General features: G+C 67.9%; 25 protein-coding genes. 17 read left to right on the top strand and 8 right to left on the bottom strand.

Translation table 11 applies throughout. The features are described from left to right. Positions 1–3: 3 nt before the first annotated feature. The 5 genes from Amac_RS28010 to Amac_RS27990 are packed head-to-tail and all read left to right on the top strand — an operon-like array spanning position 4 to position 5,584. Positions 4–969 carry an ABC transporter permease gene (locus Amac_RS28010; protein WP_155357400.1) on the top strand — a complete coding sequence of 322 codons (966 nt, stop codon included), beginning with the start codon at positions 4–6 and terminating at the stop codon, positions 967–969. Next, positions 966–1,832, top strand: coding sequence for an ABC transporter permease (locus Amac_RS28005; RefSeq protein WP_155357399.1), 867 nt, complete (start codon positions 966–968; stop codon positions 1,830–1,832). The genes Amac_RS28010 and Amac_RS28005 overlap by 4 nt, the downstream gene beginning before the upstream one ends. Continuing rightward, positions 1,829–2,800: an ABC transporter ATP-binding protein gene (locus Amac_RS57735; RefSeq protein ID WP_155357398.1), complete on the top strand. Its 972-nt coding sequence runs from the start codon at positions 1,829–1,831 to the stop codon at positions 2,798–2,800. Before Amac_RS28005 ends, Amac_RS57735 begins: the two co-directional genes overlap by 4 nt. After that, positions 2,797–3,765, top strand: coding sequence for an ABC transporter ATP-binding protein (locus Amac_RS57730; protein WP_155357397.1), 969 nt, complete (start codon positions 2,797–2,799; stop codon positions 3,763–3,765). Before Amac_RS57735 ends, Amac_RS57730 begins: the two co-directional genes overlap by 4 nt. After that, positions 3,755–5,584, top strand: a complete 1,830-nt coding sequence (locus Amac_RS27990; protein WP_218041317.1) for a S9 family peptidase — start codon at positions 3,755–3,757, stop codon at positions 5,582–5,584. The genes Amac_RS57730 and Amac_RS27990 overlap by 11 nt, the downstream gene beginning before the upstream one ends. Before the next feature lie 2 nt (positions 5,585–5,586). Here Amac_RS27990 and Amac_RS27985 read toward each other — a convergent pair whose 3' ends face one another. From Amac_RS27985 to Amac_RS27975, 3 genes are all read right to left on the bottom strand, one after another. Then, positions 5,587–6,474 carry an alpha/beta fold hydrolase gene (locus tag Amac_RS27985; RefSeq protein WP_155357396.1) on the bottom strand — a complete coding sequence of 296 codons (888 nt, stop codon included), beginning with the start codon at positions 6,472–6,474 and terminating at the stop codon, positions 5,587–5,589. Positions 6,475–6,481: 7 nt separating this feature from the next. Then, a complete protein-coding gene (locus tag Amac_RS27980; RefSeq protein ID WP_155357395.1) occupies positions 6,482–7,510 on the bottom strand; it encodes a tartrate dehydrogenase in 1,029 nt (342 codons plus the stop codon). A gap of 70 nt (positions 7,511–7,580) precedes the next feature. Then, complete coding sequence (locus Amac_RS27975; protein ID WP_155357394.1) at positions 7,581–8,462, bottom strand: LysR family transcriptional regulator; 882 nt, start codon at positions 8,460–8,462, stop codon at positions 7,581–7,583. Positions 8,463–8,671: 209 nt separating this feature from the next. Here Amac_RS27975 and Amac_RS27970 point away from each other — a divergent pair, with 209 nt between their 5' ends. Both Amac_RS27970 and Amac_RS27965 read left to right on the top strand, forming a co-directional pair. After that, the gene (locus Amac_RS27970; protein ID WP_155357393.1) at positions 8,672–9,436 is read left to right on the top strand and encodes a hypothetical protein; all 765 of its coding nucleotides are present in this window, start codon (positions 8,672–8,674) and stop codon (positions 9,434–9,436) included. A 185-nt stretch (positions 9,437–9,621) separates the two neighbouring features. After that, on the top strand, positions 9,622–10,410 hold the full coding sequence (locus tag Amac_RS27965; protein ID WP_170322688.1) for a relaxase domain-containing protein: 789 nt from the start codon (positions 9,622–9,624) through the stop codon (positions 10,408–10,410). Here Amac_RS27965 and Amac_RS27960 read toward each other — a convergent pair. Both Amac_RS27960 and Amac_RS27955 read right to left on the bottom strand, forming a co-directional pair. Next, a complete protein-coding gene (locus Amac_RS27960) occupies positions 10,388–10,630 on the bottom strand; it encodes a hypothetical protein (RefSeq protein WP_155357391.1) in 243 nt (80 codons plus the stop codon). The two genes, Amac_RS27965 and Amac_RS27960, sit on opposite strands and share 23 nt — an antisense overlap. Before the next feature lie 117 nt (positions 10,631–10,747). Further along, entirely contained in the window at positions 10,748–11,680 is a 933-nt protein-coding gene (locus tag Amac_RS27955) for an oxidoreductase (protein WP_155357390.1), read from the bottom strand. Positions 11,681–11,762: 82 nt separating this feature from the next. Between Amac_RS27955 and Amac_RS27950 the strand changes: the two genes are divergently transcribed. Together Amac_RS27950 and Amac_RS27945 are read left to right on the top strand one after the other, a co-directional pair. Beyond that, on the top strand, positions 11,763–12,305 hold the full coding sequence (locus Amac_RS27950; protein WP_155357389.1) for a TetR/AcrR family transcriptional regulator: 543 nt from the start codon (positions 11,763–11,765) through the stop codon (positions 12,303–12,305). A 425-nt stretch (positions 12,306–12,730) separates the two neighbouring features. Continuing rightward, a complete protein-coding gene (locus Amac_RS27945; protein WP_155357388.1) occupies positions 12,731–13,108 on the top strand; it encodes a VOC family protein in 378 nt (125 codons plus the stop codon). Here the strand turns inward: Amac_RS27945 and Amac_RS57435 are convergent. After that, on the bottom strand, positions 13,086–13,208 hold the full coding sequence (locus tag Amac_RS57435) for a hypothetical protein (protein ID WP_281356349.1): 123 nt from the start codon (positions 13,206–13,208) through the stop codon (positions 13,086–13,088). The two genes, Amac_RS27945 and Amac_RS57435, sit on opposite strands and share 23 nt — an antisense overlap. 255 nt (positions 13,209–13,463) lie before the next feature. Between Amac_RS57435 and Amac_RS27940 the strand changes: the two genes are divergently transcribed. Then, a complete protein-coding gene (locus tag Amac_RS27940) occupies positions 13,464–14,039 on the top strand; it encodes a carbohydrate ABC transporter permease (protein WP_155357387.1) in 576 nt (191 codons plus the stop codon). 228 nt (positions 14,040–14,267) lie between these two features. Beyond that, positions 14,268–14,762: an HIT family protein gene (locus Amac_RS27935; protein WP_155357386.1), complete on the top strand. Its 495-nt coding sequence runs from the start codon at positions 14,268–14,270 to the stop codon at positions 14,760–14,762. Positions 14,763–14,977: 215 nt separating this feature from the next. Here the strand turns inward: Amac_RS27935 and Amac_RS27930 are convergent, their stop codons facing one another. Next, positions 14,978–15,151, bottom strand: a complete 174-nt coding sequence (locus tag Amac_RS27930; RefSeq protein WP_155357385.1) for a hypothetical protein — start codon at positions 15,149–15,151, stop codon at positions 14,978–14,980. Positions 15,152–16,065: 914 nt separating this feature from the next. Between Amac_RS27930 and Amac_RS27925 the strand changes: the two genes are divergently transcribed. Both Amac_RS27925 and Amac_RS27920 read left to right on the top strand, forming a co-directional pair. Next, positions 16,066–16,482, top strand: coding sequence for a DUF6461 domain-containing protein (locus tag Amac_RS27925; protein WP_155357384.1), 417 nt, complete (start codon positions 16,066–16,068; stop codon positions 16,480–16,482). Between the two features lie 91 nt (positions 16,483–16,573). Further along, the gene (locus Amac_RS27920) at positions 16,574–16,756 is read left to right on the top strand and encodes a hypothetical protein (RefSeq protein WP_155357383.1); all 183 of its coding nucleotides are present in this window, start codon (positions 16,574–16,576) and stop codon (positions 16,754–16,756) included. 180 nt (positions 16,757–16,936) lie between these two features. On the opposite strand, the gene Amac_RS27915 is transcribed toward Amac_RS27920, so the two are convergent. Then, complete coding sequence (locus Amac_RS27915; RefSeq protein ID WP_155357382.1) at positions 16,937–17,353, bottom strand: hypothetical protein; 417 nt, start codon at positions 17,351–17,353, stop codon at positions 16,937–16,939. 281 nt (positions 17,354–17,634) lie between these two features. On the opposite strand from Amac_RS27915, the gene Amac_RS27910 reads away from it, so the two are divergent. The 4 genes from Amac_RS27910 to Amac_RS27895 all read left to right on the top strand — a co-directional run bounded on the left by Amac_RS27910 (position 17,635) and on the right by Amac_RS27895 (position 22,570). After that, positions 17,635–18,816 carry a sensor histidine kinase gene (locus tag Amac_RS27910; RefSeq protein ID WP_155357381.1) on the top strand — a complete coding sequence of 394 codons (1,182 nt, stop codon included), beginning with the start codon at positions 17,635–17,637 and terminating at the stop codon, positions 18,814–18,816. Next, the gene (locus Amac_RS27905) at positions 18,813–19,472 is read left to right on the top strand and encodes a response regulator transcription factor (protein WP_155357380.1); all 660 of its coding nucleotides are present in this window, start codon (positions 18,813–18,815) and stop codon (positions 19,470–19,472) included. Before Amac_RS27910 ends, Amac_RS27905 begins: the two co-directional genes overlap by 4 nt. 107 nt (positions 19,473–19,579) lie before the next feature. Next, on the top strand, positions 19,580–21,799 hold the full coding sequence (locus Amac_RS27900) for an MMPL family transporter (RefSeq protein WP_155357379.1): 2,220 nt from the start codon (positions 19,580–19,582) through the stop codon (positions 21,797–21,799). 180 nt (positions 21,800–21,979) lie between these two features. Beyond that, positions 21,980–22,570 carry a DedA family protein gene (locus tag Amac_RS27895; protein WP_155357378.1) on the top strand — a complete coding sequence of 197 codons (591 nt, stop codon included), beginning with the start codon at positions 21,980–21,982 and terminating at the stop codon, positions 22,568–22,570. Positions 22,571–22,927: the final 357 nt, after the last annotated feature.

Below are 22,927 nucleotides of genomic sequence, written 5' to 3'. Positions count from 1 at the left end.
CCGATGTTCGCTTACGTGGCACGGCGGCTGCTCTACTCAGTCCCCGTCATACTCGTCGCCTCGTTCCTGCTCTTCTGGGCGGTGAGGGTCACGTTCGACCCGCTGTCGAAGCTGCGCGGTGGGCGGGACCCGGGCGCGCTCGCCCGCGCGGCGGAGCGCCTCGGGCTCGGCCAACCGATCCCCTACCAGTACTGGCGGTGGCTCACCCAGTTCGTCACCGGCGACTGGGGAGTCAGCTCACGTACGGCGGGCTCGGTCCAAGGGCTGATCCTGCCCGCCCTCGGCACCACTCTGCAGCTGATCGTCTGGGGTGTGCTCGCCGCCGCGGTGATCGCGCTCGCCGTCGGCGCCTACTCGGCGGTGCGGCAGTACTCCGCGGGTGACCTGGTCTTCACCGGGCTCTCCTACCTCGGTGTCGCGATGCCGCCGTTCTGGCTCGGGCTGATCCTGATCCAGATCCTGGCGGCCTGGCCCCAGGAGTTGCTCGGCCTGACCGATCCCCCGCTCTACTTCGTGGGTCTGCACTCGCCGGACGGCGGCGGTCCGCTCGATTACGCACGCCATCTCGTGCTGCCTGTGCTGACTCTCACCGTCGGTCTGGTGGCGAGCTGGAGCAGGTTCACCCGCGCGACGATGCTGGATGCGCTCACCAGCGAGTATGTGCGAACCGCACGGGCCAAGGGGGTGCCGAAAGGCCGGATCGTCGTACGGCACGCCCTGCGCACGTCGCTCGGCCCGTTTGTCAGCGTCACCGCCGTGGACGCCGGCCTGCTGTTCGGCGGGCTCGTCGTCACCGAGCAGATCTTCGCCATCCAGGGCATGGGCAGGTTGTTCCTCGACTCCCTGCTCACGGGGGACGTGTTCGTCCTCGTGCCGTGGACGCTCGTGATCGGGCTGGTCGTGATCGTGTTCAACCTGCTCGCCGACATCGTCTATGCCGTACTCGACCCGAGAGTGAGGCTCGGATGACGACCGTCACGCCCGAACGAACCCAGTGGCAGCGGGCCCGCCGGCGGTTCCTGCACCACCGGCTCGCCGTCGCCGGGATCACCGTGCTCACGGTCCTGCTGATCTGCTGCTTCGGAGCGGACGTGGTCGCCCCGTACGAGCGCGGCGTCCAGAACCTGATGCTCGGGCCGACGCCACCGTCGGCGGCGCACTGGTTCGGCACCGATGAGCTGGGGCGCGACTACCTCACCGAACTGCTGTTCGCCGGGCGGATCTCGCTCGCGATCGGCCTGTCGGTCGCCGTGCTCGCGACCGCCGTAGGCACCGCGCTCGGTGCGGCGGCCGGGTTCTTCGGCGGCTGGGTGGACGAGATCATCATGCGGGTCACGGACCTGTTCATCGTCCTCCCCGCGATCGTGGTCCTGGCGGTCGCGCTGCAGGGCGCCGGCCGCTCCCCGGCCGTGATCGTCCCGGTGCTCGCGGCCATCGGCTGGACCACCGTGGCCAGGGTCGTCCGCAGCCAGGTGCTCTCGCTCCGGGAGAAGGAGTACATCGCCGCGGCGACGGTGCTGGGCGTCACCCGGCGGCGCATCATCGTGCGGCACATCCTGCCCAACCTCACCGGCGTCATCGCCGTGAGCACCTCGCTGGGCGCGGCGAGCGCGGTGATCGTCGAGTCGACGCTCTCCTTCCTGGGGTACGGCGTGCAGCCTCCGGAATCGAGCTGGGGCAACATGCTGAGCCAGGCGTCCGGGCTGATCGGCACCGAGAAGGTCTACCTCCTGTACTTTCCCGGCCTGTTCATCCTCCTCACGGCGCTGGCCATCAACTTCCTCGGCGACGGCCTCCGCGACGCCTTCGACCCGAACGGAGCCCGATCATGAGCGCCCTCCTCGAAGTCGACAACCTCACCGTCGAGTTCCCGGGCCCTGTCATGGCCGTCTCCGGGCTGTCGTTCGCGGTCGAACCCGGCCAAACCCTCGGAATCGTCGGGGAGTCGGGGTCCGGCAAGAGCATCACGTCGATGGCGGTGCTGGGGATCCTGCCCAGCCGGGCCCGCGTCACGGGGTCGATCCGGTTCCGCGGCGAGGAGCTGCTGGGCCGGTCGGAGGCCGAGCTCCGCACCCTGCGGGGCCGCCGCATCGCGATGATCTTCCAGGACGCCTTGACCGCGCTCACCCCGGTGCACACCGTCGGTGCGCAGATCGCCGAGGCCATCAGCGTGCACGACCCGTCGATCTCGCGGTCGGCGCTGCGTGATCGGGTCGTCGAGCTGCTCGACCTGGTCGGCATCCCCTCGCCCGCCAAGCGCGCCGACCAGTACCCGCACGAGCTCTCCGGCGGCATGCGGCAACGTGTCATGATCGCGATGAGCATCGCCAACGAACCCGATCTGCTCATCGCCGACGAGCCGACGACCGCGCTCGACGTGACCGTGCAGGCGCAGATCCTCGAGGTCATCCGCAGGATCCAGCAGCGCACGGCGACGGCACTCATGCTGATCACACACGACCTCGGCGTGGTGGCCGGCATCGCCGACCGCGTGCTGGTGATGTATGCGGGCACGAAGGTGGAGGAAGCCGCTGTCGAGCCGATCTTCTACGAACCGGCTCACCCCTACACCAGGGGTCTGCTGGCCGCACTCCCACGGCTCGACGCGCGCCACGGTGAGCGGCTCTACCAGATCCCGGGCCACCCCTCGCGAGCACCGGGGTGTCCGTTTCACCCGCGCTGCGAACACGTCCTGGCCGGCCTGTGCGACGCCACCGTCCCCGCGCCGGTCCTGATCGCGGCCGGACACACCGCGTCGTGCCTGCGTGCGGCAGAGCTGAAGGAGGTGCGCCGGCGATGACGGCGTTGCAGGTCACCGACCTCGTCAAGACGTATCCGGTACGCCGTGGGGTCTTCGGTCGCCGAGTCGGCACCGTACAGGCCGTATCCGGGGTGACGCTGCGGGTGGAGCGGGGCACGACGCTCGGGCTCGTCGGAGAGAGCGGCTGCGGGAAGTCCACGCTGGCCGCATGCCTGGTGCGGCTCGTCGAACCGACCTCGGGCCAGGTGCTCCTCGACGGCACCGACTTCACCGCGCTGCCGGCCGCCCAGTTGCGTACGGCACGGCGGCGCATCCAGATGGTCTTCCAGGATCCGTACGCCTCGCTCAACCCTCGCATGACCGTCGCGGCGATTCTCAGCGAAGCGCTCGAAACCCACGGCCGTGACCTCGGGCGCGTCCCCGAACTGCTCGATCTGGTCGGGCTCGACCCCCAGCACGCCAGCCGGTTCCCGCACGAGTTCTCCGGTGGGCAGCGCCAGCGCATCGGCATCGCCCGCGCGCTCGCCGTCGAGCCTGACGTGATCGTGCTGGACGAGCCGGTCAGCGCGCTGGACGTCAGCGTCCAGGCGGGCGTGATCAACCTGCTGGAGGACCTCCAGGACCAGCTCGGGCTGACCTACCTGCTGATCGCCCACGACCTGTCTGTGGTACGGCATGCCAGCGACGAGGTGGCCGTCATGTATCTCGGCCGTATCGTCGAGCAGGGACCCCCGGACGAGCTCTACCAGCGTCCCCTGCACCCCTACACCCAGGCGCTGCTGTCCGCCGTGCCGATCCCCGACCCGCGGGCCGAACGCGCCCGCCGCCGGATCATCCTGACCGGCGACGTCCCGAGCCCCACAGACCCGCCGTCGGGCTGCCGGTTCCGGACGCTCTGCCCGAAGGCAAGCTCGATCTGCGCCGCTGAGGTCCCGCCGCTCGTCACGGATGCGCAGGGCCACAGCGTCGCCTGTCACAAACCGGAGTTGATCAATGTCCTCTGAAGCTTGGCGCGACCGCTTCCGCACCTCGATCGTCGAAGACATCCGTCCTTGTCCCGGCGCCCTCAACCTCGAAATGGTCTACGCGGCGGGCCTCAGCGATGCCGAGGTGTCCATCTGGAATCCGGCCACCGGGGAAAACCTGCGGCTGCCAGACCTGCCGCCACACGTCGCGAACCCGCTGCCCGCCGCGGACGGCAGCTCCGTGCTGGTGCTGCACGACGAGGACGGCGGTGAGGTCGGCCATCTGTGGTCCTACCCGGTCGACGGCAAACCCGTCGACCTCACCCCCGAACTGCCTCCTTACACGCTGCGCGGAATCGACGTCGCGCGCAACGGATCGGCCATCGTCATCTCCACGGTCACCGACGAGGGATTCACGCTCTACCACCTGGCCGACGGAGCCGCCCACCGTCTGTTCCGCAGCCGGAACGAGGCGTGGAACAGCCGGATCTCCGCCGATGGAGCACTGGCGAGCATCGACACCACAGACCACAACCCCGGCATCCGCCGCTTCGCCGTAACGGTGCTCGACACCTCCGACGGCGCGGTAATCGCGTCGGTCTCGGATGGGCCCCTCGCGCCGGTGCGCGGGGTCCGGTTCTCGCCGGTCTCGGGGGACCCCCGGCTGCTGGTGAGCACCGAACGCACGGGGTTCGCGCGGCCGGCCGTGTGGAATCCCCGCACCGGTGAGCGGGTCGATGTCGACGCGCCCGAACTCTCGGGTGAACTCGTCCCGCTCGACTGGTCGGACGACGGCGCCCGGCTGCTGCTCGTGCACGTCGACCGCGGCATCCACCGGGTGTACGAGTACGACATCCAGGCCGAGAAACTGCTCCGCGTTCCGCATCCCGACGGCGCCTACTTCTTCCCCGAGGTGGCGTGCGCGGTGACCAACCAGTGGGCGTCGCACTACGGGCCCGGCGGTCAGATCCGGCTGCTGCGGCAGCGCGCCGACCTGCCTTTCGACGTGCTCGCGCTCGACCGCGGCGAGAGCGAGCCGCGCAGCATCCTCGCCCCCGAGGCCGTCGTGGCGGGGATTCCGCTGCGGTCGGTCTCCGTCACCTCCAAGGACGGGACCGCCCTGCAACTGTGGGTCGCGGCACCGCACGGCGCGAGCGGGCCGGTGCCTCTTGTCCTGAACGTGCACGGCGGCCCGAACCTCGCGGAGGTGGGCGGGTACGATCCGGTCGCGCAGGCGTGGCTCGCGGAGGGCTTCGCCTACGCGTCGCTGAACTATCGAGGCTCCGTCACGTTCGGCAGGACGTTCCGGGAAGGATTCTGGGGCGCCGTCGGCGACCGGGAGCTGGAGGACGTTGAGGCAGCCTGGCAGTGGCTCGTCGGTGCGGGCGTCGCCGACCCCGCGGCCGTCTTCATCACCGGCGCCTCCTACGGAGGTTACCTGACGCTCCTCTCGCTGGGCCGGCTCCCCGACCTGTTCGCGGGCGGGTTCGCGTTCATCGCGCTCGCCGACTGGAAACTCGCCTACGACGACATGCACCCCGCTCTGCAGGCGGCCTGGCGCAGTTTCCTGGGCGGCCGCCCCGAAACCGCGGAGGAGCGGTTCCGGCTCAGCTCACCGATGACCTACGTGGAGAACGTGCGGGCGCCCGTCCTGATCTATCAGGGACGTTACGACACCCGCACGCCCGCACGGCAGGCCGAGGAGTACGCGCGGCGGCTGCGTGCCGCCGGAGGCGATGTGCTCCTGCGGTTCTTCGAGGGCGGGCACGGACCGATCGGCAACGAGGGCGTGGTCGGCAAGTTCGAGCTGGAGCTGGAACTGGCCCGCAAGGCGCTGCGCGAGGAGCCCTGGTCCTGAGCTCACCGGGGCAGGAACTTCTCCAGCTCCCGGATGACGAGAGCCGGCGCCTCCTCGGGTAGGTAGTGATCGCTCGGCAACGCCGTACCGCTGACGTGTTCGGCGTATTCGCGCCAGACCTTCAGGACGTCGTAGGTGCGGCCGACGAAGCTGTGCTCGCCCCAGAGCGCCAGCAGCGGGCAGCGCACGCGCCTGCCCGCTGCCGCGTCGGCCTCGTCATGTTCCAGATCGATGCCGGCCGCCGCCCGGTAGTCGGCGCATGACGCGGCGATCGCGGCAGGGTCGGAGAAGCACCGGACATACTCCCGAACCGCGGCCTCGTCGTATGCGGCGCCACCGGAGTGCCGGGCCGTCATCCGGCTGCGAATCCAGAACTCCGGATCGTGGCCGATCAACCGCTCCGGGATTCCGTTGTTCGCGGCGAGGAAGAACCAGTGGTAGTAGCCGAGGCCGAACGCGGCGTCGGCGTGCGCGAACGCGTGCCGGGTAGGCACGATGTCCAGGACGGCGAGAGCCTCGATCGCGTCGGGGTGGTCGAGGGCCATCCGGTGGCCGACCCTCGCCCCCCGGTCGTGTCCGACCACGGCGAAGCGGTCGAATCCCAGCTCCCGCATCACCCTGATCTGATCGCGGGCCATCGCCTGTTTGGAGTAGAGGCCGTCGGTAACCGGCTCCGGTTTGGCGCTGTCGCCGTACCCGCGCAGGTCCGGCAGCACGACCGTGTGGCGAGAAGCGAGCGCCGGGGCGACTTCGTGCCAGATCAGGTGCGTCTGCGGGTAGCCGTGCAGAAGCAGCACCGGCGGCCCGCCACCCCCGATGACCGTGTGGATGGCGACACCGTCCGCATCGATAGTGCGGGACCGGAACGAGCTGGGCAGTGGGACGCTCATGCTTCCTTCAGAGGGCTTCGACGATCGCGAGGGTCATGTCCGCGGTGGTGGCCGTGCCGCCGAGGTCGGGGGTGCGCACGGAACTCTTCGCGAACACACTGCCGATGGCCGCCAGGATATTCGCTGACGCCTCGGGGTGACCCAGGTGGTCGAGCATCATCGCGGCAGTCCAGATCGCGCCGACCGGGTTGGCGATTCCCCTGCCCACGATGTCCGGCGCCGACCCATGGACGGGCTCGAACATCGACGGATGCGCACGCGTCGGGTCGATGTTCGCGGCGGGCGCGAGGCCGATGCTGCCCGCGACGGCGGCGGCGAGGTCCGAAAGGATGTCGCCAAACAAGTTGGACGCGACGATCACGTCGAACTGGGCCGGATCGAGCACCAGTTTGGCGCACAGCGCGTCGATGTGCTCGGAGCGCATGGTCACGCTGGAGCGCTCGGCGACCCGTTCGGCGACGATCTCATCCCAGAACGGCATCGTGTGGATGATCCCATTCGACTTCGTCGCCGAAGTCAGCCGTCCGCTGCGCTGCTCGGCCAGGTCCAGGGCGTAGTCGACGATGCGGGTGACCCCCGTCCGGGTGAACACCGACTCCTGCACCGCCATCTCGGCCGGTGTCCCCCGGTACAGGCGCCCGCCGATCTCGCTGTACTCGCCCTCGACGTTCTCGCGCACCACCACAAGGTCGATCGCCTGCTGCCCGTCGAGCACCCGGATCGGACGCAGGTTTACGAACTGCTCAAAACCCCGGCGGATCGGGATCAGCAACCCCCACAGGGACACGTGATCGGGCACGCCGGGTGCGCCCACCGCGCCCAGGAAGATCGCATCGTGGTGGCGGATCAGGTCGAGGCCGTTGGCGGGCATCATCGCGCCCTCGTCCAGATAGCGCGCGCAGGACCAGTCGAACTCGTCGTAGGTGAGGTCGATGGCGTGTCTGCGGCCGACGGCGTCAAGTACGGCGCGGGCGGCGCGGCATACTTCGGTGCCGATTCCGTCGCCGGGGATCACGGCGATGCGATGCGATTTCATGGCACCGATTCCAGCAGTCAAGTCCGTCCCAAGTCCAAGATCGGCTTCCTGCCCGACCGATCGGCGACTCCTATCGTTCCTGGTCCGTGGCCATGCGCAGGAACATGCGCGCCGCCGGACCGAGCCCACCCGCGTGACTCACGTAGGCGACCTCAAGATGGACGGGCGGATCGAGGTCCACGACGACGGCACCGGCCCGCTCAGCGGTCTCCCGCCACGAGTCGGCCAGTACGGCGATGCCGCTCCTTGCGAGCACCAGGGGCAGAATCGCCTCACGATGCTCGGTCTCCACGGCGATCGTCAGCTCGACGCCGGAGCGGATCAGCTCATCGACGACCGCACGCATTCCCGTGCCGGTCTGGCCGGCGATCACGCGCAGGCCGGACAGATCGTCCGGCCCCACCCTCGCGCCGGCGGGGAACGGTCCACCGGCCGACGTCACGACAACGAATCGTTGCCGAGCGACCGGGTGCAGGCCCACGCCAGGCCGTTGCGGGAGCCGTACACCCGCCAGCAGGCCCAGCTCCGTCCGGCCGGTGCGCACGGCCTCCACCACCTGGTCCGCGGTCGCGCCGGCCCGGACCACCACCCGAACGCCGGGGTACTCCGCGGTGAAGCGGGAAATCACACCGGCGAGCGGGGCGATGGCTTGCGACGGCATCGCTGTGATCTCCAGCCGCCCGGTCCGCAGCCCGTGCACCGCCTCGACGGACTCGATGGCCAGGCGCAGCGTGTGGACGACCGCCCGCGCGGGCTCGACGAGCGCCCGTCCCGCCTCCGTCAGCACCACACCGCGGCCGACACGGTGGAACAGGGCATCGCCCAGCTCGCGCTCCAACTGCTTGATCGACTGCGACAACGACGGCTGCGCGACGTAGAGCGCCTCCGCCGCGCGGTGAAACCCGCCGTGGTCGACAACCGCGAGAAAGCGCTCCAGCTGCCGGAAGTCCACCGGAGGATCATCCCGTTCCCGGCGACACAGGTCCAGGATGCGCGCAACCAGACCGGTTACCCGCGCCCAGTGAGGCCTGGGTCTTGGGGCAATCCTTGCGGAGTCGAAGCCCTACGCGGACGCTTGCAAGGAAAGATCGATGCCCTACTCTGGCGCCCATTGGTCCGGTATGTAACCCATCCGGGGCCTGAACTCCCCGAGGAGAGACCATGCACGTCATCAACCTGACCCCGCACCCCGTCACCCTCTACAGCGCGGACACCCCGGACGTGACCGACGACCCCAGCGTGGGCGTCCTCGCGGTCTGGGAGGCCGCCGGACCGACGGCCCGCCACACGGAGACCCGGCGGCCCGCCGGGTCCATCGCCCTCCACACCCCCGGCGGCGAAGTCGTGCACGCCCCCCTGTCGGAGGTCGGGTTCGGGGAGGTCACCGGCCTGCCGAACCCGACTGACGAAGTGACGTACATCGTGTCCCGTGCCACGGCCGAGCGCGCCACCGGCCGCCTGGACGTCGTCTACCAGGACCGTCCGGTCCGCTCCACCAGCGGGCAGATCGTCGGCTGCCGGGCGCTGGCCCGCGCTGCAACCCAGACTCTGCCGGACACCTACCGCTTCCAGCACAAGGACCCGCGCCGCGTCCTCGGCGGGAAAAGGTGGGAGGACTACACCGTTGGGCAGTTCGTCACCGTCCTGTCGCCGGACATCGCCAGCCAGTTCGGCACCGTGGTCGTCCGCGTCGGCACCGCTCTTGCGCACCTGCGCGGCGAGGTGGCCCGCCAACTGCACGAGGCGCTCGGCTACGCCCGCCGCCGCGCCGGCCGCCAGCAGTGCCCCGAGTGTCCGGAGTTCGGGGAGCCGATCGCGGGCAGGTGGCCGATGTGGCAGTGCCCGGCTGGGCACACGTTCGACGTGGAGATGGAGCTGTCCCGGATCCGGCCCTGCACGGAGTGCCACGGGTACGGCAACCTGTAGGCCACACGCGACGCGCTGGGAACGGGAGGACCTGAGCAGTAGCCGGGCAGTCCTGCTCCTCCAGGTCGGCCAGATCAACGAACCGGGCCACCTCCTCGGGCTGGCACAGTAGCCCTCCGTGTGGGGGGTGGGGCATTCGCCTGATGATCTACTCGAATCGCCCGGCGCTGTGGCAAAGTACCCCCGTGCTAACGACACGCACGGTCCTGACGCCGGTCGGTGACGCGAGGACGCAGGCCATGGCCCAACTGGTGCTCATGGACGGCCTCGCGCCCTCCACCTTCCACCGCCAGGGCGACCCGCCCCCACGAGCCGACGCGATGTGGCTGGGAACAGCGGACGCGCTGCGGCAGCTGGGTGTCGAGCGGGGCACCCAGGCGATGGCGGCGCCGCTCGCCCAGGCGTGGCAGGGGCGGCACGCCAAAACGCACGTGCAAGTGATCCGCCCGGGCTGGTCCCCCGCTCTGGGCGGCGACGCGGTACGCAGCCACGAGATCACCTTCTGGGCGCCGGGCTCGGTCTCGGTTATCTGGAGTCACTCCGAGGGCCTGCTACGCCAAGAACTGGAGCAGGCCATGATGGCGGGAGCAGACGTCGCTCTCGCCGAGCTGCTGGCGTCCCCGCGGTTCGCGGCCGCCGCAGTCTTGCACGCGGTGACGCAGGCGCCGCCGTACGCCAGGACGGTGCCGCCGCCGGTCCTGCACGTGCACTGCTATCTGGTCGGCGTCACGGACCCGGGCGGGCAGCTGGCGTCGTCCCGTAGGCAGTTCGGCGAGACGGTCCGGTCGGGTGGAGCGGCCGGCCGATTGCGGCTGGCGGAGAAGTTGCGCGGCCTTGGGTTCCAAATTGAGGCCCTGACAGGTCCCGGGGGCCGCTTCTTCGAGGTGGCTGGTGTGCCGCCGCAGCTGGCTGAGGAATCGTCGGTCTGGCATCGCGCGGAATGCCCCGCGATCACGCATTTAGGGCGCTACTAGTTCGGAAGGCGATGACCTCGACGAGGTCCGCGAGGTCAACGTGCCGGGCGACCTCGCTCGGGCTGGTGCAGTAGGCGACCAGTATGCGGCCGTGGGAGTAGACCCGAGCCGTACTCGCCGTACTCGCCGCGGCGGCCAGTATCACCGCCTGCTCCAGCCAGCCACCGTCGCCCCCGCCGGCCGCCGCCTCGGCACCGGCCGCTCCGCCGTCGAAGAGCATTCGTACTCGCGCTGGGCCACCGCACGACGGTAACGGATGTTGCGCAAAGCATTACAACAGGGCCAAGACCTGGGCGGATGGAATTATCGGCAGGCGCAGACGTCGCGACCGAGTCGGTCATCCTGCCGACGGAGCTGGTCGTGCGGGAATCGAGCTGAACACGACTCCGGTCAGGCGCTCCGACTCCGCCCACAGCCGCCGCTGCGCGTCGGCGTCGTAGGACGCCAGGCTCGACTCGATGCGCTCGGGATGCCCGGTGAACTGGCTCCGCCCCGGAGGGCCGTAGAACTCGCCGCCGCGTACCGAAGGATCGACCGCCGCCCGTACCGCCGCCAGCGCCCCCACCTCCGGGTCGTGCATCAGCCACCACGTGAGCGGCCGCATGACTGGTCGCATCATGAGCCGGACGAACGGCGACATGTCCCGGCCGAACTCGGTGCGCGCGTTTCCCGGATGGGCCGCCACCGAGATCGTCGCGGCTTCCGCCTCGGTCAGCCGCCGGTGCAGTTCGTAACTGAACAGCAGGTTGGCGAGCTTCGACTGGAAGTAGGCCTTCTGATAGTCGTACCCGCGCTCGAAGTGGAGGTCCTCGAAGTTCATGGTGCCGCGCCGGTGGCCGATGCTACTGACCGTCACCACCCGCGACCCCGGGACGGCCAGCAGCCGCTCCAGCATCAGCCCGGTGAACGCGAACGTGCCCAGATGGTTGGTCGCGAACGTCAGCTCAAACCCTTCCCCGGTCACCGCGTGCCGGGGCCGGATGCCGCCCGCGTTGTTGATGAGCAGATCGACGCGCTCCCCTTCGAGTTCCCTGGCCGCCGACCTGATCGAGCCGGGCGAGGCCAGGTCCAGGTGCAGCGTGCGCGCCCTCGGGGAGCCGAGCCGCGAGGCCGCCCGCCGGGCTTTGGCCAGGTCGCGGCAGGCCAGGATCACGGTCGCGCCCTTCTCTGTGAGCAGCCGGGCCGTCTCGTAGCCGAGCCCGGTGTTGGCCCCCGTCACCACGGCCGTGCGGCCGGTCTGGTCGGGGATGTTCGAGGTGGTCCAGCGCATGATGGTGTCCCCCTAGAATCGGGATGATCGTCCCGTTTCGACTATACGGGACAGCCATCCCGCTTATCAACGAGGGGGTGCCATGCGCGCGGACGCCCAGCGCAACCGGGCCAGGGTGCTGGCCGTGGCGGCGGAGATCTTCGCCTCGGAAGGCCTGTCCGTGCCCGTGCACGAGATCGCCCGCCGGGCCGGCGTCGGCACCGGCACCGTCAGCCGCCATTTCCCCACCAAGGAGGACCTGTTCGCGGCTGTCCTCCTCGAACGCATGAAGGAGCTCAGCGAGCAGGCCGACGCCCTGACCGGCAGCCCCGGCGCGTTCTTCACCTTCTTCGCCACCCTCGTCCGCGAGGCCGCCGCCAACCGGGGCCTGGCGGAGGCGCTGGGCGGAGCCGGCTTCGACGTGGAAGCCGCCGCCGCCCAGGCCGGATACGACGTGACCGCCCGGCTGAACGCCCTGCTCGCCTCGGCCCAGGAGTCGGGCGAGGTCCGGCCCGACATCACCTATCCCGACGTCAAGGCCCTCATGGCCGGGTGCCTGTCGGCCGACCTGTCCGATCCCGCCACGCTGGACCGGCTCGTCGCGGTGGTGTCGGGAGGGCTCAGAGGAACCGCCAGAGATAGTTGACCGACCCATTGTCGCCGACCAGTACCACCTGCAGCCCTTGGGCGGTCCAGGACCAGCCGATGCGGACTCCGCTGGAACCCAGGAGGGCGGCGAGGACGCGGTCGCCCGCGGCCTGGCCTGGATGGCGGTGCCGGACGCCGAAATCGACGATGCCGCGCTGGAACTGGCGGCTGCCGTACCCGCCGACACCGCCCTAACCCGCGCGACCACTCGACCTATTCCGGCTCGTGACCAGCCCACCGGAGACCAGCTGGTCCGCCGCCGCCGAAATCGAACGCTCGGCCCAAATCTGGTCCATGCGCCGCTGCTCCGGCTAGTACCCACCCGGCCTGACGGCCGCGCCTACCATGGAGATGAGGAGGCGAAAGACATCGCGGCCCCTGTCGTATCCCCTGCGGTCGGGACCTTCTGGGAAGGAGATCGACATGTCAGTGCGGTTGAACCACACGATCGTGGCAGCACGTGACCGCGAGGAGACCGCCGCGTTTATGGTGGAAATTCTCGGTCTGCCGCCCGCAACGGCCTTCGGACCGTTCCTCGTCGTCGACCTCAGCAACGAGGTGTCCCTCGACGTCGCCGGGACCGACGGTCCCGTGCATCCCCAGCACTATGCCTTCCTGGTCACCGAGGAAGAGTTCGACCAGATCTGGGGCCGGATCAAGGACCGCGGACTCACCTTCTGGGCCGACCCGTTCCACCAGCGGCCGGGTCAGATCAACACCAACGACGGCGGTCGCGGCCTGTACTGGTCCGACCCCAACGGCCACAACCTGGAGATCATCACTCGCCCGTACGGAGGGTGAGCACGGAATCCAGCCCGGCCAGGAGTAATCGCTGCTTGGCCGATCGCAGAGGAATCGCGCCATCGTTGGCCATGAGGGTCAGCGGGCCGAGGACCCCCATCCCCATAACGGGAAACCCCTGCCTCGCGCGTGTAATAGATCGAAGGAACCCAGCGAGATACTGCATGGTTCTGAGGCTGCCGGGCTACGTACGTTGCTCCACACAAAGAAAACTCGCCGATACAGCACCGTAACCTTTTGCACTCCTGATTCGTACTCCACGGCATGAAGAGTGCATACGGCGTAATACGGCTGAAATCCGACGAAGAAGGGAGCTGGCGATGTGGCATCGCTCCCCCCGGAGGGTGGCTGAGAGGTGACGACCATCACGCTCGAAGCTGAGCGTCGCCGACGCAGGCGCGGCCGGCGGCTGGTGGCCATCGCCTTCGCCCTCCCCGCTCTCGCCCTCAACCTGCTGGTCATCGCCGGCCCGGCGGCGAGCAGCTTCTACTACGCCTGGACCGACTGGAACGGCTTCAGCTTCCCCGAGTTCACCGGCCTGGAGAACGCGAAAAGGCTGGTGGAGGACGCGACCTTCTGGAACGCCCTCGGCCACAACTTCATCTGGCTGGCGATCTTCCTCTCCGTACCGACGATTATGGGATTGGTCGGCGCGTTCATGCTGTCGCGCATCAAAAGAGGCGCGGCGCTGTTCCGGGTGGTGTTCTTCATCCCGTACGTGATCGCGAGCGTCGTCAACGCGCAGATCTGGAAGAGCCTGCTCGACCCCGCGACCGGGATCGCCGCCCAGCTCGACAAGCTGGGCATCACCTTCCTCAACGACGTCTTCTTCTTCGGCGACTCGAACCTGTCGCTCTACAGCGTCGCCTTCGTCGACAACTGGCACTACTGGGGCTTCCTGGTGGTGCTGTTCCTGGCCGCCATGCAGTGACGGCGAGATAAGCCAGGCGAAAGAGCACGGCCGAACATCATGCCGCACACCCGCCCCTCCCTGACGGCCGGAGATCACGTATGTCAGGCGAAGCCATGGCCAAGGCCAGGACCTGGGGCGGATGACATTGTCGGCAGGCGCAGAGTCCACGGACCTTCTCAAGGGTGTAGGGGCGGTGAGGCGGGTAAATCGCTTCGCTTCTTCGTATCTGATTGCGATCATCGTGGGATGGGTGCTCACGATCAGGAACAGTGCATCTTCTGTGCCATCGTCGCGGGTGAGGCTGAAGCCAGCGTGGTCTTCTCCGACGATCGCGTGGTTGCCTTCATGGACATCGGCGCTGTGACGCCAGGGCATGTTCTCGTCGTGCCACGTCGGCACGCTGTGGGCCTGGAAGATCTAGATGAGGAGACCAGCACTCACGTCTGGCGTGTAGGTCACCGCATCGGCCAAGCGTTTCGACAGTCCGGTCTGCGCTGCGAAGGCGTCAACGTGTTCCTCGCCGACGGCGCGGCCGCTTTCCAAGAGATCTTTCATTTCCACCTGCACGTCTTCCCTCGTTACAAGGACGACGGCTTCCGCATCCATGCCGACTGGGCCACCCGCGACCGCCACCTACTCGATGAAGAGGCGCTCTACGTTCAGCGAGGACTTGCGGCTCTCGACCTCGCCGGGAGAGCGGAGCCAAACGACCCACGGCCTAGAGAGCATCACGAGATGTGAGCCAGCCACACAATTGGCCGTCGTTGACACGCACTTCGTCGAGCCTCGACAACAAGGGCCTAAAGGTGTCCGGCGTGCAGTCCCGGCACTTCGCAGACGATCCGCACGTAGAGCATGCGGTGCGAGAGAACGATCTTTATGGCCCGATTTCCTGGGCAGCTACTTTCAGCGCCTCTAGAAGTAGCTGAGCGTGCCCTCGATCTCCCGGCGGAGCTTCACCGCCGTGGATCGTCGAAATCGGCCAGCGCGAGCTCCCACTGAGTGCGCGCCTCAGGGAAGCGTTGCATCGCGTGGAGGGCTTTGGCTATGCCGTCCAGGCTGAGCGCCTGATGCCAGCAGTCGCCCAGGTCGCGATCGACGGCTTCGGCGGTGCGGTGCAAGTCGATCAAACACGCGACAATAGAGAGCTTAGGAATCCAGTTTGGCAAGGCGTTCGGCCGCCAATCTCCTTATCCGCTTCGTTCTTCCCGAATTCGCCAACTCATCGAGAACGACGGCGCTCTCACTCCGCCGAGCAAGCCGTAGTTGGAGCCAGTCCGATCGCTCCTGAAGAGCTTGCCAAGCATTCTCCGAAATAGCGCCTTGCAAAATTGATTCCAGCATCCCGATATCAAAGGATCGGGCGCTCGCATACTGATGGCTTTTACTAGTCCGCAGCCTGTCTACCCAGGCATGACGCTCAACCTCCGGCACTTGCTCCAGCACGTGTAGAACCACAGTGAGCGCTAGGGCGTCATCCTCATCCCGGCCAATTACCTGGTAAAGTACATCCCTAAGATCAGGCCTTTCACTATTTATCACCCGTTGGTACAGATGCCATCTGTGATGCTCGTCCCTAAAGTCGACAATCTCTTCTCCGGCCAGATCCGCAAGGGATCGTATGGCCTCCTCAAATTCCCCCATCTTAACAGTTATTCCTCCTGAATTCTGCCATCTTCTTCTTAAGGCTTGAACGAATCAGGTTCTTATATTCGACACCGACGGCAACATCGATGGCGTGTGGTGGCCAGAACAGTTCGACCACATCCAAAAGGCACTGACAAACCCGAACACCACCACCCGAGACTCGGTGGGCTGAGTTATCCGGCATCAGCTGGGCGGACGGGAAAACGCATTCTCAAGCTTATTTATCCATTCTGGATCAATACTAAACTAGCTGACACGGGTCCGGTTGGCCAGACCCTCACCTGCATCGTCACGGTGGAGGCCATTTGATGAGTAGACCGCTACCAGATTTCTCGTGGCTGGTCGATGACCTGATGCTGGGCGAGGTCGGCGATTCACCTTCATCAGGGGTGTAGGGGTGGATGAGGCGCTGGCGCGCCGGGATGTACGGGCGGCGGGAATCGTGCGGATGACCCTGGATGAGCTGATGGAGGATGACGAGTCCACTGTCACGATGCTCGCCCGCGACTTCGGTGAGTGGACGGGCCTGTTTGAGGTTTTCGCAGGAGAATTCCCTGATCAGGCGGCGCTGGCGCGGATGGCCCGCGACACGGCTGTCGTGGTCGTTCTCAGTAATCCCAATGGGGTGGATTATTTCGTGTACGCGGAGAACGGTGACGTCGTCGTCGCCTTTGATCCGGTTGAGCCGGACCGGCTTTTTAGGCGGAATCTGCTGGCACGGATGGGTGAGGTGGGAATCGACCCGGGCCGTGAACCGGGTGGCCCCGGGCGGGTGGCCGGTGTGGTCGCTGACCGGAGTCGTCCTGACCTCTGATCTCCTGACCATGGAGATGTCCGGGGTCCGGGTGGGTGGGTAACCGGGTGGTTTGAACCGTGTGGGGCTCAACACTGGGATTCAGTGTCCGATGAACGACAGAGCGCCGCCGTACTTGCCGGTGGTGGACTGGCTCGTGCCGCTGACCGTGCCGTGGTTGCCGTTCCCGGACGAGTCGGTCACCGTGGTGCCGGACGTTTCGTTCATCCCGTACGCGGCGACGAGCCCCGGTGAGAACGGAGACGGGGATGGCGAAGGGGAAGGACTCTCGTGAGACTTGCATTGACTTCGCCACCACCGGTAACGGGATCGACGGCGTCAAGACAGCCTGGAGCAGGTCGAGTGGAAGATCGCCAGCGGCAAGGTCGTCGTTCCCGCCTCGTGATCGGCGCAACGGCGTCGGATGGCGCCCGGGCTGCTGGGAGCGGCCCGGGCCGCCGTTCGGCCGGCCAGGTCAGAACCCGTAGTTCCAGTCCCCGTCGGCGAACACGCCGTTGACGTAGAGATCCGTGCTCACCATGCTGACCCTGGCCCAGCTCGCGGATCCGCCGAGGGTGGTGACGTGCCGGGTCGAGCCGATCGAGCCGCTGTTGGTGGCCGACTTGCAGCCCAGCAGGCCCCAGCTGCCGTTGCTCAGGGACTGCCAGCCGCAGACCTCCAGCTTGATCGAGGCGCTCGAGTCGCGGTAGATGTACGCATCCACGTTCCACGAGTAACTGTTGAAGGTGACCGTGCCCCAGCTAGCGCTGCCCTCGGAGGCCGACTCGCTGAAGCTGCGGGTGACGGCGGCCTCGGCAGGCGAGGCGGTGAGGACGCTGAGGCCCAGGGCAGCCGTGGTCGCCGCGGCGACGAGCATTCGGGTGGTCTTCATGATGTCTCCGTTTCTCTCGTGTCCGGGGAGATCATCGCCAGGGCGGCTTGACACGGGCTTGCCACTCGCGGAAGTCAATGAGGTACGGCGGAGGCGATTTCTCCCGAGGCCAAGTGCTCGAAATTCAGCACCAAGCCCTTCACGTAAGCGCCGTCCGGGCGGAGCGGATCGAGCACCAGTGAATATCGGGAGTCCGCCGACCGGCCGATGAAGCTGGAGGTCTCGGGCGCCGCGACAACCCGGCGACAGCCGGTCCGGTCGCCTGTAACAGAATCGTGAGTATGTTGCCGGAGTCGACCGACCTCTCCTCGCGAAGCCCCGTCTGGTTTCGCCAGCCGGAGGTTCTGCACGCCGGAACGTACGTGGTCATCGCCCTGGCCGCGGTGGTCGAGGCCGTCCACGTCGTGGCCGGCGGCGGTGGTGCCATGGTGCTCGGCTCGCTGCTCCTCACAGTCGCCGGTGCCGCCCTCGCTTGGTGGCATCCGTGGCCGGGCCTCCTCCTCGCGGTGGCGGGATGTGTGATCGCCGCAACCGCCGGGTGGCTTCCGCTGGTGGAGTGGAGCATCACCGTATTCACACTGTTCTCCTTCACCCTGAAGGGCAGGCCTGCCGTCCGGGGAACGCTGGTCACCGGTGCCACCCTCTACGCGGCGGTCGTCATCGCCGAACGTTACGACTTCCTGAGCATCACCGCGTTCACGGCCATGGCCACCGCGATGGCGGCGGGCGCGATCGGCAGCGCGCTCCGCATCCACCAGCAGTACTGGCGATCCCTGGAGCAACGCGCAGCCGACGCCATCGCGACACGTGACATCGAGGCCACCCGGCGGGTGGCAGAGGAACGGCTGCGGATCGCTCGCGACCTGCATGACGTCGTCGGTCACCAGATCGCCGTCGTCAGCATGCACCTGGGCATCGCCGAGGTCAGCCTGCCTCCCGAAGCCCATCCCGCACGCGCCGCGCTCGCGTCCGCCCGGACCGCCGTGCGGTCTGTGCTCACCGAGACGCAACGCATCCTGTACGTCCTGCGCCGCGGCACTCCCGACGACGACGGGGCTCTCCACCCGGCGCCGGACCTCGCCCGGCTCCCCGAACTGATCGATTCATTCCAGCGCATCGGGCTGCGCGTCAAGTCCACCATCGACGAAATGCCCAGGGAGATCGATCCGATCGTGAGCGTGACCATCTTCCGGATCGTGCAAGAAGCTCTGACGAACGCGCACCGCCACGGCAACGGCACCGCCGAGGTCAGCGTGACGATCGCGAACGGGCACATCCTGATCGACGTCGCCAACGGGCGGCGGCGTGACGGAACCACCCGGCACGCCGGCAGCGGCTACGGTCTGCTGGGCATGCGCGAACGGGTCTCCTCGGCGGGCGGACGGCTGACGGTGATCGATGACGACGGCGACCGGTTCCAGGTGAGCGTGACTCTGATGACCGACGGGAGCAACGTTCGATGACCCGCATCCTCATCGTCGACGACCAGGAGATGATCCGCATCGGCCTGCGGACGATCCTGGGCACGCATCCCGGCTTCGACGTCGTCGGGGACGTCGGCGACGGCCTGGAGGCCGTGCGGTTCGTGCGGGAACAGCCGGTCGACGTCGTCCTGATGGACATCCGCATGCCCGGTGTGGACGGCGTGGAGGCCACCCGGCGGATCCGGGAAACGCATCCGGCCGAACGGACGCGGATCGTCATCCTGACCACGTTCGAGGAGGACGAGACCGTGCTGGCCGCGCTCCGCGCGGGAGCCAACGGATTCCTGAGCAAAGCGGCCGGTCCCGCCGAACTCACGGCCGGTATCAACGAGGTCGCCGCCGGCGGCGGCGCACTGTCCGCCGCGGCCGCCGCCGCCCTCATCGGACATGTCACGGAGCAGCCGGCCGTCACCGTGGACGCCGCGATGGCCGACCGGTTCGCCGCGCTCACGCCACGGGAGCGCGACGTCGTCAGCGCGATCGCGTCCGGGCTCGACAACGACCAGATCGCTGCGACGATGTTCATCTCGCCCTACACCGTCAAGACCCATGCCAACCGGGCGATGGCCAAGGTCGGCGCCCGCGACCGCGCACAACTGGTGGCGTTCGCCTACCGGGCAGGCATCGCGCGCTGAGGCACCTACTGCGAACGCAGTACAAAGAGCGATTCGAACGTACGACGTACAAGAGCATGCACTTTCCGAGGATGAACAGGTCCTTATCCCTCATCCTCAGGAGCACCATGCCGCACCTCCTCGCCATGGTCGGTCGCTTCAGCGCCCGGCATCCCGTCATCGTCATCGCGGCGTGGCTCGTCGCCTTCGCGGCCCTCACCGGGATCACCGCGACGTCATCGAACTCCACCGGTGGAACGGCGAGCGTCTCGATGCCCAGCACCCCGGCATCCGAAGCATTCGACATCGTCCACGAGAAGTTCCCGTCCAAGGGCGGCGGCCGCGACACGACGGGCAAGACGCTGCAACTGGTCCTGCAGACCCGCGGGAACGCGAAGGTCACCGACACCGACACCGCCGCCCGCCTGGCGCGCATCCTGGCGAAGGCCGAATCGATCCCGCACGTCAGCGACGTTAGCGATCCTCTGGACCGAGCACACCCGTTCATCTCCGCGGACGGCACCACCGCCGTAGCGATTCTGTCCTTCGAAGGGCTGACGGAGGAGAACCAGGAACGCGTCTACGATGACGTGCTCGCCTTCGCCCACGAGGCCGGTGCGAGCTTCCGAGCGGAGGTCGGCGGTGAGCTCTTCGCTGACGACGTCCCGGAATTCGGCGCCGGAGAGATCCTCGGCGTCGGGGTCGCCTTCCTCGTCCTGTTCCTGACGTTCGGGTCGCTGGTCGCGGCCGGAGCGAACATGCTCGTCGCCTTCACCGGGGTCGGCCTCAGCACCGTCGGGGTGCTGGCCTACGGCGCGATCAACCCGATCCAGCCCACGACCATCACGCTGGCCACCATGCTCGGCCTCGCCGTCGGCATCGACTACAGCCTGTTCATCCTGACCCGCTTCCGCGCCGAACTCCGCGAGGGACGCGGTGTCCAGGACGCCATCGGCCGCGCGACCGGCAGCGCGGGTACCGCCGTCGTCTTCGCCGGCCTCACCGTCATCATCGCGCTCGCCGGCCTCAGCGTCGTCGGCATCAGCTTCATCCGCGACATGGGTCTCGCCGGCGCCTTCGGCGTCCTCATCGCGGTGCTCATGGCGCTGACCCTGCTCCCCGTACTTCTGCGTGCCCTGGGCCGGCGTGCGCTCCCCCGCCGCGAACGGCGCACCCTGGCGCCCGCCGCCACGTCGCCCACCGGCCCCGGCCGCACGCCCTTCCTGCGGAAGTGGGCCGTCCTCGTCGTCGGGCGGCCGGTGACGTCCCTGCTGAGCGCGGTCATTGTGATCGCCATCATCGCCATCCCCACGCTCAGTATGCGCACCGCCTCCAACGTTCCCGGCGGCATCGACCCCGGCTCCACCCAACGCCACGCGTACAACCTCATCGTCGACAAGTTCGGCGGCGTGCAGAGCCCCCTCATCGTGCTCGTCCGCGGCCAGGACGTCGCACAGAAGATCGCCGCGGTCGAGGCGGAACTGCGCGAACTCGACGGCGTTCGGCTGGTCAGCACCGGCGCGGTGACCAAGCAGGACGACGCGGCGCTCGTCACGGTCATCCCCGACGGCGGCCCCATCGACGACACCACCGAAACCCTCGTGACCGACGTCCGAGACCACGCCCGCACCATCGGCGGGATCCGCCTCGACGTCACGGGCGAGACCGCGATCGGCATCGACAACGACGCCATGCTCCACGATGCCCTCATCGAGTACGTCATCATCATCGTGGGCCTGTCGTTCATCCTGCTCATCGTGATGTTCCGGTCGATCCTCGTGCCCCTGATCGCGACCCTCGGCTACCTGCTGTCCGTCGGCGCCTCCTTCGGCGCCAGCGTGGCCGTCTTCCAGTGGGGATGGCTCGATCCGATCATCCCCGCGCCTCAGGGCGACCCCATGCTCAGCGTGCTGCCCATCATCCTGGTCGGCGTCCTCTTCGGCCTCGCGATGGACTACCAGGTCTTCCTCGTCTCCCGCATCGAAGAGACCTACCGCAAAGGCCTGCCGCCCAAGGATGCCGTGATCACCGGGTTCGTCAAGTCCGCCCCGGTCCTCGTCGCGGCAGCCGCGATCATGACGTTCGTGTTCGCCGGGTTCGCCTCCAGCCCCATGGCGGTCGCCGCTTCCATCGCCTTCGGCCTCGTCGTCGGCGTCATGGTGGACGCGTTCATCGTCCGCATGGTCATCATGCCCGCGATGCTCTCCCTCCTCGGACACGCCGCCTGGTGGCTGCCGAAGTGGCTCGACCGCATCGTGCCGCGCCTCGACACCGAAGGACACGCGCTCGACCGGCCCCACCCCATCGCGCCCGACCAAGACCATCCGATTCTCACTCACTCCAGGTAACTCACTCACGAACGTGGGGCGGGGCTTCATGAACTCCTCGCCCCACTCGTATGCCGTCGCCTCGGGTGAGGTGCCGGGCGCCTGGTAACGCGCAGGACGGCCGCGCCGCGAGACCCGACAGGTCCGCCAGGAAAGCGCCGATCAGGCCGCGGCCGTACGTCTCCTCGAAAGAACACCAAAATGATGGACATCGCACTCCCTGCCGCACCCCTGGCCATCTATCTGGTCGTCTGGGTGGTCGCCGCCCTGGACCTGTTCATCCCGATCCTTCCCACCGGCGCCCTGATGATCGCCGGTGGCGCCCTCACGGCACAAGGAGAGCTGGCTCCCCTCTTCCTCATCGCAGCGGGAACACTCGGCGCCTGGATCGGCGACCTCGGCGGCTACCGGCTCGGCCGACGGCTCGCCCGCGGGTTTGCCCACCTCGCCCCCCGCCGGACTCAGCCGGACCGTCCCGCCTGGCACCGGCACTTCGCCCGGCATACCGTCCTGAGCCTGCTCGCGGCCCGCTGTCTGCCCGCCGGCCGCACGATCGCCGCCGTCACCGCCGGACGGCAGCGCTTCCCTCAGCGCGGATACGCCTTGGCGGCGCTACTCGCCGAGACGGTCTGGGCCGTCACCACCGTCACCCTCGGCCGCCTCGGCGGCTGGTTCATCCCCCCGACCGCTCTCCTGGCCGTCACGCTTGTCGGCCTCGCCGTGACCGCACTCACCCCCGTGATCCTCCGACTTCACCACCCGAAACCCTCATCCACAATCCGTGAGTCGTGAGCTCAAGTCCCGCGCCGCCCTACTCTCCGACGCCGCGTTGACCTGTGGGTTGACCGACTTCGAGCGAGGTCCAACGCGCGCGGTCCGAGGGCCGCCAGCCCGCAGGGCAGCTCGATATGAATCCAGCTTTGTGCCGTGCCAAAACTCGCGCATCGGCTCCAACCTGGTGTTTTACAAGATCCCTAGGCTGCTATCCGGTACTCGTTTATCAACCCTGCGACAGCCCGTCGGCGCTGGATCGGAGCGGTCAGGTCGATCACCGGGCCGCCCGGGTGACTCCGGCCGTAGGGCTGTCCCTCGACTGAAACCTCTCATCAATCTGCCGCGCCGGTTTGTCGGTGGGGTGATCTAATGTCC

The sequence above is a fragment of the Acrocarpospora macrocephala genome, assembly GCF_009687865.1.
Classification (GTDB): Bacteria; Actinomycetota; Actinomycetes; order Streptosporangiales; family Streptosporangiaceae; genus Acrocarpospora; species Acrocarpospora macrocephala.
The sequence above is the reverse complement of the archived record's forward strand: the minus strand, read 5'-3'. Positions and strand labels throughout refer to the sequence as shown.